At 63.7% G+C, this 13,640-nt stretch carries 14 protein-coding genes; all 14 read left to right on the top strand.

What is annotated here, in order from left to right; all coding sequences use genetic code 11:
- The first annotated feature begins 12 nt into the window (after positions 1-12).
- The 14 genes from P8192_RS08320 (at position 13) to rpoZ (ending at position 13,628) form a co-directional block, all read left to right on the top strand.
- Positions 13-582 (top strand): shikimate kinase, encoded by a 570-nt coding sequence (locus tag P8192_RS08320; RefSeq protein ID WP_278156126.1) that lies wholly within the window; start codon positions 13-15, stop codon positions 580-582.
- A complete protein-coding gene (aroB, locus tag P8192_RS08315; protein WP_278156124.1) occupies positions 579-1,682 on the top strand; it encodes a 3-dehydroquinate synthase in 1,104 nt (367 codons plus the stop codon). Before P8192_RS08320 ends, aroB begins: the two co-directional genes overlap by 4 nt.
- Before the next feature lie 66 nt (positions 1,683-1,748).
- Positions 1,749-2,312, top strand: a complete 564-nt coding sequence (gene efp / locus P8192_RS08310; protein WP_270105141.1) for an elongation factor P — start codon at positions 1,749-1,751, stop codon at positions 2,310-2,312.
- Between the two features lie 56 nt (positions 2,313-2,368).
- The gene (nusB, locus tag P8192_RS08305; protein ID WP_278156122.1) at positions 2,369-2,779 is read left to right on the top strand and encodes a transcription antitermination factor NusB; all 411 of its coding nucleotides are present in this window, start codon (positions 2,369-2,371) and stop codon (positions 2,777-2,779) included.
- Between the two features lie 155 nt (positions 2,780-2,934).
- Positions 2,935-3,513 carry a bifunctional pyr operon transcriptional regulator/uracil phosphoribosyltransferase PyrR gene (pyrR, locus tag P8192_RS08300; protein ID WP_278159771.1) on the top strand — a complete coding sequence of 193 codons (579 nt, stop codon included), beginning with the start codon at positions 2,935-2,937 and terminating at the stop codon, positions 3,511-3,513.
- On the top strand, positions 3,513-4,529 hold the full coding sequence (locus P8192_RS08295; RefSeq protein ID WP_278156120.1) for an aspartate carbamoyltransferase catalytic subunit: 1,017 nt from the start codon (positions 3,513-3,515) through the stop codon (positions 4,527-4,529). The genes pyrR and P8192_RS08295 overlap by 1 nt, the downstream gene beginning before the upstream one ends.
- Positions 4,526-5,866 carry a dihydroorotase gene (locus P8192_RS08290; RefSeq protein ID WP_278156118.1) on the top strand — a complete coding sequence of 447 codons (1,341 nt, stop codon included), beginning with the start codon at positions 4,526-4,528 and terminating at the stop codon, positions 5,864-5,866. The genes P8192_RS08295 and P8192_RS08290 overlap by 4 nt, the downstream gene beginning before the upstream one ends.
- A complete protein-coding gene (locus P8192_RS08285) occupies positions 5,863-6,519 on the top strand; it encodes a hypothetical protein (RefSeq protein WP_278156116.1) in 657 nt (218 codons plus the stop codon). Before P8192_RS08290 ends, P8192_RS08285 begins: the two co-directional genes overlap by 4 nt.
- A 5-nt stretch (positions 6,520-6,524) precedes the next feature.
- The gene (gene carA, locus P8192_RS08280; protein WP_278156114.1) at positions 6,525-7,688 is read left to right on the top strand and encodes a glutamine-hydrolyzing carbamoyl-phosphate synthase small subunit; all 1,164 of its coding nucleotides are present in this window, start codon (positions 6,525-6,527) and stop codon (positions 7,686-7,688) included.
- A gap of 33 nt (positions 7,689-7,721) precedes the next feature.
- Positions 7,722-11,030: a carbamoyl-phosphate synthase large subunit gene (gene carB / locus P8192_RS08275; protein ID WP_278156111.1), complete on the top strand. Its 3,309-nt coding sequence runs from the start codon at positions 7,722-7,724 to the stop codon at positions 11,028-11,030.
- Positions 11,027-11,944: an orotidine-5'-phosphate decarboxylase gene (gene pyrF, locus P8192_RS08270; protein ID WP_278156109.1), complete on the top strand. Its 918-nt coding sequence runs from the start codon at positions 11,027-11,029 to the stop codon at positions 11,942-11,944. Before carB ends, pyrF begins: the two co-directional genes overlap by 4 nt.
- Before the next feature lie 154 nt (positions 11,945-12,098).
- A complete protein-coding gene (gene mihF, locus P8192_RS08265) occupies positions 12,099-12,440 on the top strand; it encodes an integration host factor, actinobacterial type (protein ID WP_278156107.1) in 342 nt (113 codons plus the stop codon).
- A 146-nt stretch (positions 12,441-12,586) separates the two neighbouring features.
- Positions 12,587-13,198 carry a guanylate kinase gene (gene gmk, locus P8192_RS08260; protein WP_278159769.1) on the top strand — a complete coding sequence of 204 codons (612 nt, stop codon included), beginning with the start codon at positions 12,587-12,589 and terminating at the stop codon, positions 13,196-13,198.
- A 49-nt stretch (positions 13,199-13,247) separates the two neighbouring features.
- Positions 13,248-13,628, top strand: coding sequence for a DNA-directed RNA polymerase subunit omega (gene rpoZ / locus P8192_RS08255; RefSeq protein ID WP_278156105.1), 381 nt, complete (start codon positions 13,248-13,250; stop codon positions 13,626-13,628).
- The last annotated feature ends 12 nt before the right edge of the window (positions 13,629-13,640 follow it).

Genomic DNA, 13,640 nt, shown 5'->3' with positions numbered 1-13,640 from the left:
GTCTACACCGACATGCACCGACATATTGCTTCTGAGGTGGAGAATGCCCAGCAGGATCGTACGCCGTTCCAGCGCGGCGCCGCCGTCCGGATTGTGTTGGTGGGTCCCATGGGGGCGGGCAAGTCCACGGTAGGGTCGGTTCTGGCCGACCAATTGGGGCTGGCTCGCTTCGATAGTGATCAGCTGTTTGTCCGCGTGCACGGCCCGATCCCGGACTACTTCCAAGCCCATGGTGAGCCAGCTTTTCGTGCCGCCGAAGAAGAGCTGGTGGGCGAGGTGCTTTCGCACCACGAACCCTTCGTGCTCTCCCTCGGCGGGGGCTCGGTCCTCTCGGCTCAGACCCGGTCTCGGCTTGGACGCGGCTGCCGGGTGGTCAACCTCGTCGTCGACGAGCACACCGCCTTAGACCGCCTGGACGGGGGAGTCGGCCGTCCCGTGCTCGCCGGAGACCCGGTGCGCAACTGGCTTCGGATCCTGCGGGAACGCGAAGGCCTCTACCGCGAAATCTCCCACGACACTATTGACACTTCCGGCCTGAGCACAGAACAGGTCGCCCACGCCATCATCGAAAGGATGTCATGACAGACGCAGCCGCACCAGACGCCACAGTTATTCCGGTCACCGGAGAAACGGAGGCTGCCGGGTACGACGTCGTCGTCGGACGAGGGCTACTACAGCGGCTTCCCGACCTGCTCGGACCCCAGGTGCGCCGCGTGCTCATCATCCACCCGCGTGCGCTGCGCTCCACGGGTGATCTTGTTAAAGACGACTTGGAGAAAACCGGTCTCACCGCCCTCACCGCAGAGATTCCGGACGCCGAAGAGGGCAAACACATTCAGGTGGCCGCATTCTGCTGGCAGGTCCTCGGCCAAAACGACTTCACCCGATCCGACGCGATCGTTTCCGTTGGTGGCGGTGCGGTATCGGATACCGCAGGATTCGTGGCCGCCACTTGGCTACGCGGAGTGCGTGTGGTGCACATGCCCACCACTCTGTTGGGCATGGTCGACGCCGCCGTCGGAGGTAAGACGGGCATCAACACGGCCGAGGGCAAGAACTTGGTGGGGGCATTTCACCGTCCGGCCGGTGTGTTGGCAGACCTGGACACCCTGCTCACTCTGCCCAAGAATGAGCTTGTTTCCGGGATGGCCGAGGTCGCCAAGTGCGGCTTCATCGCCGACCCCGAGATTCTCAACATCATTGAACGCGACCCAGCCCAGGTGCTCAACCCACATTCTGTTGCGTTGCGGGACGTGATCGAGCGCGCCATCCGGGTCAAGGCCGAGGTGGTGAGCGAGGATCTGCGGGAATCCGGTCGCCGGGAGATTCTCAACTACGGTCACACGCTGGGCCACGCCATCGAGCTGGCGGAACGGTATCAGTGGCGCCATGGTGCCGCAGTGTCCGTGGGTATGATGTTCGCCGCAGAATTGGCCCGTTCCGTGGGGCGCCTGGATGATGCCACCGCGGACCGGCACCGCAGCATTCTGGAGAGCCTCGGACTGCCCACCAGCTACCGCAATGACCGCTGGTCCGCCCTGTTGGACGGCATCAAGCGGGACAAGAAGAACCGGGGTGATCAGTTGCGTTTCGTCTTGCTTGACGGCCTGGCCCAGCCCTTTACTTACGACGTGCCGGACACCTCGCTGCTCTTCGCCGCCTACCAGGAGGTCGCCGAGTAGGTTCTTTCCACTACACTGGAGTGCGGTCCAGAATCCGGTGCACCGACTTTTCGAGGAGAACGCCTCATGGCAACGACTAACGACATTAAGAACGGCTCCGTGCTGCTCATTGACGGCCAGCTGTGGAACGTGCAGGAATTCCAGCACGTCAAGCCGGGCAAAGGCGGTGCCTTCGTACGCACCAAGATGCGGAACATCACCTCCGGCAAGATCATTGACAAGACCTTCAACGCTGGCGCTAAGGTCGAGTTCGCAACCGTGGACCGCTCGGACTACGAGTACCTCTACATCGACGGCGACGACTACGTTTTCATGGATGTGAAGACCTACGACCAGATCCTGGTCCCCGCTAGCGTGGTCGGCGACGCCGCGAACTTCATGCTGGAGAACCAGCAGGTCACCATCGCCATGAATGAGGGCACCCCGCTGTACCTGGACATGCCGGCCTCTGTGGTGCTGGAAATTACCTACACCGAGCCGGGCCTGCAGGGCGACCGCTCCTCGGCCGGCACGAAGCCCGCCACCGTGGAAACCGGTTACGTCATTCAGGTGCCGCTGTTCGTGGAGCAGGGCACCAAGGTCAAGGTCGACACTCGCACCGGCGACTACCTGGGACGCGTCAACGACTAATGACCGGCGAGACCACACCTTCTGACCCGGCACAGCCCGCGCGTTACCGTAGCACCGTGAGCGCTCGAGGTCGCGCCCGTCGTCGTGCTTTGGAAATCCTTTTCGAAGCAGAGCAGCGTGACAGCGATCCGCTGAAGGGGATCCAACAACGTCGGGACAGCACCGACCAGACCATCAACCCCTACACCGTGGAATTGGTGCACGGGGTGGTGGCCGAGCGCGAGCAGATCGACGAAATCCTCTCCACCTACGCTCAAGGTTGGACCCTGGAACGGATGCCCTCCGTGGACCGTTCCATCCTGCGCGTGGGTACCTGGGAGCTGCTCTTCAACGACGAGATCCCGGACGGGGTAGCCGTGGCCGAAGCAGTGGCGGTGGCCCGCGATTACTCGACGGATGCCTCGCCCGAGTTCATCAACGGACTGCTCGGCCGACTGCAACAAATCAAGCCGACGTTGCTGGCGTAACCGGTGACGGTGCACCGTCACCACGGTGCTAAGCTTCAGAACGTAGAACACCACCCCCGAACACGGGGGAGGGTTCCTTTAAACTCCGTCCTGTGAGGCGGGAAAGGAGACCGACGGTGGCTGACTCCAGCATGCCGAAAGAAGACGCGCTCTCGATGAGCGTCCGACCTGCCCGTACCGTGGCGACCGCGGCCGACATTGATCGAGCGGTCAAGCGCATTGCGCACGAGATTCTCGAATCCAACCGCGGCGCCGATTCACTGGTGATCCTCGGAATCCCGCGCCGGGGATACCCGCTGGCCCGCCGTCTGGCCGCGAGCCTGGCGAGTATTGACCCCAGCTTTGCCGCAGAAGAACGCGTCGGCCAGCTGGACATCACCATGTACCGGGACGATCTGCGTCGCTCCACCTCACGTACCCCACAGCCCACCTCGATCCCCGCCTGCGGCATCGACGGTGCCACCGTGGTATTGGTCGACGACGTGCTGTTCTCCGGGCGCACCGTGCGATCCGCCCTCGATGCCCTTTCTGATATTGGCCGTCCCGATTCCGTGCGACTCGCCGTTCTGGTCGACCGCGGCCACCGCCAGCTACCCATCCGCGCCGATTTCGTGGGCAAGAACCTGCCGACCTCCACCGCGGAACGCGTGCAGGTACTGCTGCATGAAATTGACGGTCATTCACCCACGGAAGATCGCATCGACATTTCTGACGGCACGGAGGGGGAGAACTGATGCGGCACCTTCTCTCCACCGCAGACCTGAGCCTCGACGACGCCGTACAGATTTTGGACACGGCCGAAGAAATGTCTTCCGTGTCCGGCCGCGAGGTCAAAAAACTTCCCGCACTGCGCGGACGGACCATCGTGAATCTATTTTTCGAAGACTCCACCCGCACCCGGATCTCCTTTGAGGCTGCGGCCAAACGGCTCTCCGCCGATGTGCTGAATTTCTCGGCCAAAGGTTCCTCGGTGTCCAAGGGGGAATCCCTCAAAGACACCGTGCAGACCCTCGAAGCCATCGGCGCCGACGCGATCGTGATGCGTCACTGGTCCTCTGGTGCCGCCGCGCAGCTGGCCGCCTCGGGATGGGTTCGCTCCGCCGTGGTCAACGCTGGCGACGGAACCCACGAGCACCCCACCCAGGCACTGCTGGATGCCTTCACGCTCCGCCAGCACTTAGCGCGCCGCACCGGTGTTACCCCCACCGGTACCGACCTCAACGGCGCCCACATCGTCATCGTGGGCGATATTCTCCACTCCCGGGTGGCCCGATCTAATGTGTGGCTACTGGCCACCCTGGGCGCACGCGTGACGGTGACCGGTCCGCCCACGCTGTTGCCGGTCGGCATCGAATCGTGGCCCTGCGAGGTGACCTACAGTCTGGACGATGCGCTGGCAGAGAACCCTACCGCCGTGATGATGCTACGCGTGCAGGCTGAGCGGATGCACCAGGCGTTCTTCCCCTCACCCGCTGAATACACCCGCGGCTGGGGATTCACCGACGAACGGATGCGCCGCCTCGAGGGTCTCGGCGACGGTGATTGCCTGATCATGCATCCGGGTCCCATGAACCGCGGATTGGAGATCTCGGCCTCCGCCGCAGACTCCCCGCACAACACCGCACTGGAACAGGTCGCCAACGGCGTCTCAGTACGGATGGCCGTACTCTATCTGCTCTTGTCCGGGGTACCGGATCAGACACCATCTACACCGCACATCCGCGCCATAGAAGGGAAGGCACAGGCATGACCACGCAGGCATACCTGATCACGGGAGGCACCACCCCAGACGGCGTGCGGAACGACGTGCTGTTGGACGCCGGAGAGGTGCTGGCTGTCGGCGCCGATGCCACCGCACAAGCCGTCGAGCGCTCCGCAGAACATGTCGACGCTACCGGGCGCATCGTGTTGCCCGGGCTTGTCGACTTACACACCCACTTGCGCGAGCCGGGTCGGGAAGACGCGGAGACCGTGGAAACCGGTACCCGTGCCGCCGCTATGGGCGGGTTCACCTCCGTGCACGCCATGGCGAACTCCACCCCGGTGGCTGACACCGCCGGTGTCGTGGAACAGGTTTGGCAGCTTGGACGCGAGGCCGGTTGGTGCGATGTGCACCCGGTGGGCGCCGTCACCGTCGGCCTGGCTGGGGAGAAACTGGCCGAACTGGGCGCCATGGCGGCTTCCCGTGCTCAGGTGCGCATGTTCTCCGATGACGGGATCTGCGTCTGGGACCCCGTGCTGATGCGTCGTGCACTGGAGTACGTGAAGTCCTTTGACGGCTTCATCGCTCAGCACGCCCAGGAACCCCGCCTTACCGATGGCGCGCAGATGAACGAGTCGGAACTCTCCAGTGTGCTGGGACTGCCGGGCTGGCCGGCCGTGGCCGAAGAGTCGATCATTGCCCGAGATGTGTTGCTAGCCGACCACGTAGGTTCGCGGCTACACGTCTGCCACGTGTCCACGGCAGGATCCGTCGAGATCATCCGCTGGGCCAAGTCCCGCGGCATTCAGGTCACCGCCGAAGTCACCCCGCATCACTTGTTGCTCACCGAGGAACTCGTGCGCAGCTACGATCCAGTGTTCAAGGTCAACCCGCCGTTGCGCCGCGAAGCCGATGTGATGGCGTTGCGCGAGGGACTCGCCGATGGCACCATCGACACGGTGGGCACTGATCACGCCCCGCATCCCGCGGAAGCAAAACAGTGCGAATGGTCCGTAGCCGCCATGGGCATGACCGGCCTGGAAACCGCCCTGCCGGTGATTCAACAGTCCATGGTGGACACCGGGCTGCTCGACTGGGCCGGTGTGGCCCGGGTGATGAGCATGACGCCGGCTATTATTGCTGGGCTCACCGACCAGGGACTCGTCTCCGCCGAGGGAGTGCTGCAGTCTTCAGTACCGGCGAACATCACCGTTTACGATCCCCGCGAGACCCGGGTGGTGGACCCCGAGCAACACACCACCAAGTCGCGCAACAGCCCCTACCGGGGGATGACCCTGCCCGGTCGCGTCACCGATGTGTTTCTGCATGGACACCGCGTCGTCGCCGATGCCTGCTTGGCCACCCCGCGGCGCGCCTCGTCATGATCGACCCCGTATCCGCTTTTCAACAGACAGGAACTGAGTACGTCGTGGAGCTAGTGGCCCAAGTCGAACAGGACGCCTCTTACGCCGGACAGTACGTCACGATCGTGGTGGTGACCCTGATCGTGATCGTGCTGTTGCTGTCCGCGCTGTGGTTGGGCTGGCGCAACCGCAAACTGCGACAGAAGCACGTCGAGGTTCCGGCGTCGATTCCCGAAGGTTTGCTTGACCAGGAGCCACTTGTCCTCGATGAAGGCATGTACGTGGCCACCGTGCAGGGTCGTGACTGGCTCGATCGCATCGCCGTCCACCAGCTCGGGATCCGCACCGACGCCCAGATGGAAGTCCATTCCCAGGGAGTGGCGATTCTGCGCAACGGGGCGAGCAATCTGTTTGTGCGGGCCGACCAGATTACGGATGTCCGCCTGGAATCCGGCATCAACGGCAAATTCGTGGAGAAGGAGGGCCTGATCGTGTTCTCCTGGATGCTGGGACATCAGGAAGTCTCCACCGGATTCCGTACCAAAACCGCCGCGGGCAAGCGCCCGCTCTACACCGCGCTGTCCGGCCTGATTCCCGAGGCCGGGCCAGCCACCCAGCACGCCGCCACGGCGAAACCCAACACGACCCCCACCGACGACTCAGGAAGAGAGTAACCCGCGTGAGCCTGAAGAATACTGAACCAGCCATCCTGGTCCTGGAGGACGGCAGCGTCTTCGAGGGCCGCTCCTACGGAGTCGTAGGGTCCACCCTCGGTGAGGCCGTCTTCACCACCGGCATGACCGGATACCAGGAGACCTTGACGGACCCCTCCTACGCCCGGCAGATCGTGGTGCAGACCTTCCCGCACATCGGCAACACCGGCGTCAACGACGAAGACAACGAGTCTCGAGCCATCTGGGTCGCCGGCTACGCCGTGCGCGACGCCGCCCGCGTGCCCTCCAACTACCGCTCCCAGCGTAGCCTTGACGATCAGCTCGTGGCCGAGGGCATCGTCGGTATCCAGGGCATCGACACCCGCGCCGTCACCCGACTGCTACGCGACCGTGGCTCCATGAAAGCCGGGATCTTCTCCGGCGACGCAGCCCAGCGTTCTCAGGCTGACCTGCTGACCGAGGTGCGCGAGCAACCCCCCATGGCCGGCGCCCGGCTGGCCGAGGCAGTCACTACCGAACAGGCCTACGTGGTCGAGCCCGCAGAGCACGGCTACCAGCAGGACCCCCAATACACCGTGGTCGCTGTTGACCTCGGCATCAAAGCCGCCACCCCGCGGCACCTGGCGTCCCGCGGTGTGCGGGTCCACGTGGTCCCGGCCACCACCACCTTCGACGAGATCCAGGCGCTGAACCCCGACGGCGTCTTCCTCTCCAACGGCCCCGGAGACCCGGCTACAGCCGATTCCCAGGTTCAGTTGTTGCGCCAGGTGCTGGACGCGGATCTGCCGTTCTTCGGCATCTGCTTCGGTAACCAGATTTTCGGTCGGGCCCTGGGCTTCGACACGTACAAGCTGCCCTTCGGCCACCGCGGTCCTAACCAGCCGGTGATGGACAAGGCCACCGGCAAGGTCCACATCACCTCCCAAAACCACGGCTTCGCCGTCGAAGCCCCCATTGGCGAGGTGATCACCGCACCCGAGGCACGCTATGGCGAGGTTGAGGTCTCGCACTGGTCGCTCAATGACCAGGTCGTCGAGGGGCTGTCGCTCACAGACCGCCGGGCGTTCTCCGTGCAGTTCCACCCCGAGTCTGCAGCCGGTCCGCACGATGCGCACCCGTTGTTTGACCGCTTCATCGACAACATGGCCGCTGCGAAGAGCGACCGCTGAACCAGACCAGAGACGTCAAGGAGACCTTTCACTATGCCTAAACGCACCGACCTGTCATCAGTTCTGGTCATCGGATCTGGCCCCATCGTCATCGGTCAGGCGGCCGAGTTCGACTACTCCGGCACGCAGGCTATCCGCGTGCTCAAAGAGGAAGGCGTGCGCGTCATCCTCGTCAACTCCAACCCGGCCACCATCATGACCGATCCGGAGCTGGCCGACGCCACCTACGTGGAGCCGATCACCCCAGAGGTTGTCGAGAAGATCATCGCCCAGGAACGCCCCGATGCCCTACTGCCCACCCTGGGCGGTCAGACCGCGCTGAATACCGCGATCGCCTTGGAGAAGTCAGGCGCCCTGGAGAAGTACGACGTCGAACTGATCGGCGCCAATATCGAAGCCATCGAGCTCGGTGAGAACCGCGAACTGTTCAAGGGCGTCGTCGAACGCTGCGGCGGCGAATCCGCGCAGTCCGAGATCGTCCACACCATGGACGAGGCCCTGGCCGCGGCCGAGAAGCTCGGCTACCCGATGGTTGTTCGGCCCTCCTTTACCATGGGCGGACTCGGCTCCGGTATGGCCTACAACGAAGAAGACCTCCACCGCATCGCCGGTGCCGGCCTCCAATACAGCCCGACCTCCGAGGTCCTCCTTGAAGAGTCGATCCTGGGCTGGAAAGAATACGAGCTCGAGATGATGCGCGACAAGAACGACAATGTCGTGGTCGTCTGCTCCATCGAAAACTTCGACCCCGTGGGTGTTCACACCGGCGACTCCATCACCGTCGCCCCCGCCATGACTCTGACCGACGTCGAGTTCCAGGAGATGCGCGATATCGCCATCGCCGTCATCCGCGAGGTCGGGGTCGACACCGGCGGCTGCAACATCCAGTTCGCAGTCAATCCCGAAGACGGCCGCATCATCGTCATCGAGATGAACCCGCGCGTCTCGCGTTCCTCCGCGTTGGCGTCAAAAGCCACCGGTTTCGCCATCGCCAAGATCGCCACCAAGCTCTCCCTGGGCTATACGCTCGACGAGATCCCCAACGACATCACGCAGAAGACCCCGGCCTCCTTCGAGCCGGTGCTCGACTACGTGGTGGTGAAGGTGCCCCGCTTCGCCTTCGAGAAGTTCCCCGCGGCAGACGCCACCCTCACCACCACCATGAAGTCGGTGGGCGAGGCCATGGCACTGGGGCGAAACTTCGCTGAGGCTCTGCAGAAGGCACTGCGGTCACTGGAGCAGAAGGGCAGCGAGCTGACCTTCGACGTACCCGACGCCGCCGAGGTCGCAGAACTTCTGGAGCAGTCGAAGACCGCCACCACCGAGCGCCTAGCCCAGGTGCAGCGCGCTCTGCTCGGCGGTGCGACCATTGAGCAGGCCTTCGCTGCCACCGCCATTGACCCGTGGTTCCTGGACCAGCTGGTGCTCATCAACGAAGTCGCTGAAGACATTCGCAGCGCCGAGGCGCTCGACGCCGACACCCTGGGATGGGCCAAGCGCCACGGGTTCTCTGACGAACAGATCGGGGCGCTGCGCCACCTAGACCCCGCCGTGGTCCGGGGCGTGCGCCACGCCTTGGGCATCCGCCCGGTCTACAAGACTGTGGACACCTGCGCCGCAGAGTTTGAGGCGTTCACTCCCTACCGGTACTCATCCTACGACCAGGAGACTGAAGTCCAGCCCCACGACAAGCCCTCGGTGATTATCCTGGGCTCGGGGCCGAACCGCATCGGTCAGGGCATCGAGTTCGACTACTCTTGCGTGCACGCCACCATGGCACTGCGCGACGCCGACTACGACACGGTCATGGTCAACTGCAACCCCGAAACCGTGTCAACCGATTACGACATTTCGGACCGGCTCTACTTCGAACCGCTGACCCTGGAAGACGTGTTGGAGATTATTCACGCCGAAGAGCGTAGTGGCGGCGTGCTGGGTGTCTTCGTTCAGCTCGGCGGTCAGACTCCGCTGAAGCTGGCTCAGCAGCTCGAGGACGCCGGTGTCACCATTCTCGGCACCTCACCGCACGCGATCGACCTCGCCGAACACCGCGGCATGTTCTCGCAGGTATTGCAGAGCGCCGGGTTGGCCTCCCCGAAGAACGGCACCGCCGTCTCCTTTGAAGACGCCAAGCGAGTCGCTGACAGCATCGGATACCCGGTCCTGGTGCGACCCTCCTACGTGCTGGGCGGACGCGGCATGGAGATCGTCTACGACGAGGCGTCCCTGGAAACCTACGTGGCCAACGCCACCGAGATCACCCCGGAACACCCGATGCTGGTGGACCGATTCCTCGACGACGCCATCGAAATTGACGTCGACGCTCTCTACGACGGCACCGACCTCTACGTCGGCGGCGTGATGGAGCACATCGAGGAAGCCGGAATCCACTCCGGTGACTCCGCCTGCGTGCTGCCGCCCATCACCCTCGGCCCGGACGTGCTCGATCGCGTTCGCGAAGCCACCCTCGGCATCGCGGCCGGGGTGGGAGTGCGCGGCCTGATTAACATCCAGTTCGCCCTCGCCGCTGATGTTCTCTACGTGATCGAAGCGAATCCGCGTGCCTCGCGCACCGTGCCGTTCGTGTCGAAGGCTACGGGCGTGCAGTTGGCCAAGGCCGCCGCCATGATCGGTGTGGGTAAGTCTATCGCCGAGCTGCGGGCCGAAGGGATGTTGCCCTCCACCCACGACGGCGCCAGCCTGCCGCTTGACGCCCCCGTGGCCGTCAAAGAAGCCGTGCTGCCGTTCACCCGTTTTCGCACCCCGGACGGCCGCGTGGTGGACTCGCTACTCGGTCCCGAAATGCGCTCCACCGGTGAGGTTATGGGTATCGACAAGTACTTCGATACCGCCTTCGCTAAATCCCAGGCCGCCGCTGGTGGACCCCTGCCGCACTCCGGACGAGTGTTCATCTCGGTAGCGAACCGCGATAAGCGCGGCGTGATCGGACAGGCCAAGCGCCTCATCGATCTGGGCTTCACCGTGGTCTCGACCGGCGGTACCGCCGAGGTGCTGCGTCGCAACGGGATCAACACCGAGGTCGTCAACAAGATCGCCACCTCCGAAGACGGTGTCGAAGGCACCATCCTGGAGCAGATCGAGGCCGGCACAGTGGACCTGGTCCTCAACACGCCCTCCGGTGGCGACTCCCGTTCGGACGGCTACGAAATCCGTGCGGCGGCCACCTCCATTGGCGTGCCCGTGATCACCACCCTGGCCGAGTTCGCGGCAGCGCTGCAGGCTCTGGAAGCCCAGCGGGAGTACTCCTGGGACGTGACCAGTCTGCAGGACCATGACCAGCGACTGGTGGCGGCACTGGAACGCGCCGGAGGGCGAGCATGACGTCGTCGGCAGCAGAACGCCAGTCGTTCGGACCTCGTCTCGCGGCAGCGATGCGGCGAGCCGGCCCACTGTGTGTAGGAATCGACCCGCACCCGGGCCTGCTCGCTGACTGGGGATTGGACGACACCGCGGCGGGAATCGAGCGTTTTTCCCGCACCGTTGTCGAAGCTTCGACGGATCGTGATGGCACGAGCCTTGCGGCCGCGCTGAAACCTCAAGTGGCGCTGTACGAACGCCACGGGGCCGCGGGATTTGCTGTCCTGGAGCGCACGCTCCAGGACGCCCATGATGCCGGTATTCTCACGATTGCCGACGCCAAACGCGGGGATATCGGTTCGACCATGCAGGGCTACGCCAGTGCCTGGCTGGAAGACGGTTCCCCCTTGGCCGCAGATGCGCTCACTCTGAGCCCGTTCCTCGGATACGAGTCACTGCGTCCGGCTATTGATCTGGCGAGAAACACCGGGCGCGGTGTGTTCATCCTCGCCCTGACCTCGAACCCAGAGGGCGCAAGCGTCCAGCACGCGCTGGGGGAGGGCCAGGTCTCGGTCGCCGCCGACATCGTGCGACGTGCCGCCGCCGACAACCGGATCGATCTCGACACTACGGACGCGGCTGACGCTGCGGCATCGGCCGGCAAAGGAGCTGTTCTCGGTACGGTTGGTCTGGTGGTGGGCGCCACCATCCCGGATACGGCGCGACGACTGAGTATCGATCTGGCCGCTTCCGGTGCCGCGCTACTTGCACCCGGATACGGTGCACAGGGGGCCACCACGGAAAGGATGCGGCTGGGTTTCGACACGGCGTGGCCACAGGTGTTGGTGAACTCGTCGCGGGGGATCCTCACGGCAGGTCCCGAGGTTGAGGCGCTGCGCACGCGCATCCGTCTCACCACCGAGGACATCACCGGGTAAAACACCGCTTCGTCACCGGTTCTGATGCTCGTCACAAGAACACCCCAAGCCGAGTTTTAGCTGGATAGAATCGTCACATGTGCGTTACCTGCGGTATAACGGAAGTGCAATGTTCTAGGGGTTAAGTTAATCTTTCGACTAAATTAGAGTTGAAGTGCTGATCCCGGACAAGAGGAGGCACGCGGTGGCACTCAAGGCGTTGACCGATGAGGAACGGAATGAAGCGCAGCGCAAAGCAATCACTGCGCGCACGGAACGAGCGGAGCTTAAGCGAGCTCTGGCGGCGGGTGACGTCACGCTCGAGCACGTGCTGGAACGTGCAGATCAGGACGAATCCATCGGGCGCATGCGCACCTTTGATCTGCTGATCGCTTTGCGCGGTATCGGCGAGGTGCGCGCCGAAAAGATCATGCAGGAGTGTGAGATCTCTCTCAATCGTCGTTTGCGTGGACTCGGGCACCGCCAGCGTGCGTCTCTGCTGAAGCTCCTCGGCTAGTCAACGCGACTGCGGAGATGATCGGCGGATTCGGTGTAGCGTTGGAATCCACGCGCTCCACGAGCGCATCCCCATCCCGCTGACAGCCATCTCACCGACCAGGAGCCGATGTGCCCGCTGATCCGAGCTTCGAGCCGAGTCCTCACATTCCATCGAGACGTCCGTTCAGCCCGCGCGTTGAGCATGGGGCGGATCCTTCGGTGACGGTGCTGGCCGGTCCGACCGCCGTCGGCAAGGGGACCGTTTCTCGGTTCATTCGCGAAAATTTCCCGCAGGTATGGCTCTCCGTCTCTGCGACCACTCGCCATCCCCGGCCCGGCGAAGTCGAAGGCGAGCACTACTTCTTCACCAGTCCGGACGAATTCGACGAGCTCGTCGCCCGCGACCAGATGCTGGAATGGGCTGTGGTGCACGGGGAGAATCGCTACGGTACCCGTCGTGACACCGTGGCCGCTGCTGTTGAACAGGGTCGGAAGGTGCTCCTGGAGATTGATCTGCAAGGAGCACGTCAGGTGCGGGAAGCCATGCCGGACGCTCGGTTCGTCTTTTTGGCCCCACCCAGCTGGGATGAATTGGTGGATCGGCTCATCGGGCGCGGCACGGAATCGGTCGAGGAACAGCGCCGTCGGCTAGAAACCGCTAGACTAGAGCTCGCTGCCGAACCAGAATTTGATGCAGTGGTCGTCAACGACACTGTGAAACAGGCCGCACGCGAGCTCGTGCGGATCATGGGGCTAGACCCGGATAGCGTAGAATAAATCGGCCGCCTGATGCGGCCCCGCCCAGACGTAGATATTTGGAGACTCTGTGACTGAACAGTACGAAGGCATCGTCAACCCTCCCATCGATTCGCTGTTGGAGAAGGTCGAGTCGAAGTACGCGCTGGTGCTCTTCGCCGCGAAGCGAGCACGCCAGATCAACGCCTACTACTCCCAGCTGCACGAGGGTCTGTTCGAGTACGTCGGCCCGTTGGTCGACACCAAGCTCAACGAGAAGCCGCTGTCGATCTCGATGCGCGAAATCGATGCAGACCTGCTGGAGATGAAGCCCGTCTCTGAGGTTGAAGCGCGCGAAGCTGCCCGCCAGGCCGAGGAATTCGACGGCTTCGACGTTCCTGCCAACGTTGACCCGTTCCAGGTGCCCGGCGTCGAAGAGCCCGCCGCACCTGAGACTTCCGAAGAGAACTGATCTCGGATCACT

The organism is Citricoccus muralis (assembly GCF_029637705.1).
Lineage (GTDB): Bacteria > Actinomycetota > Actinomycetes > Actinomycetales > Micrococcaceae > CmP2.
The sequence above is the reverse complement of the archived record's forward strand: the minus strand, read 5'-3'. Positions and strand labels throughout refer to the sequence as shown.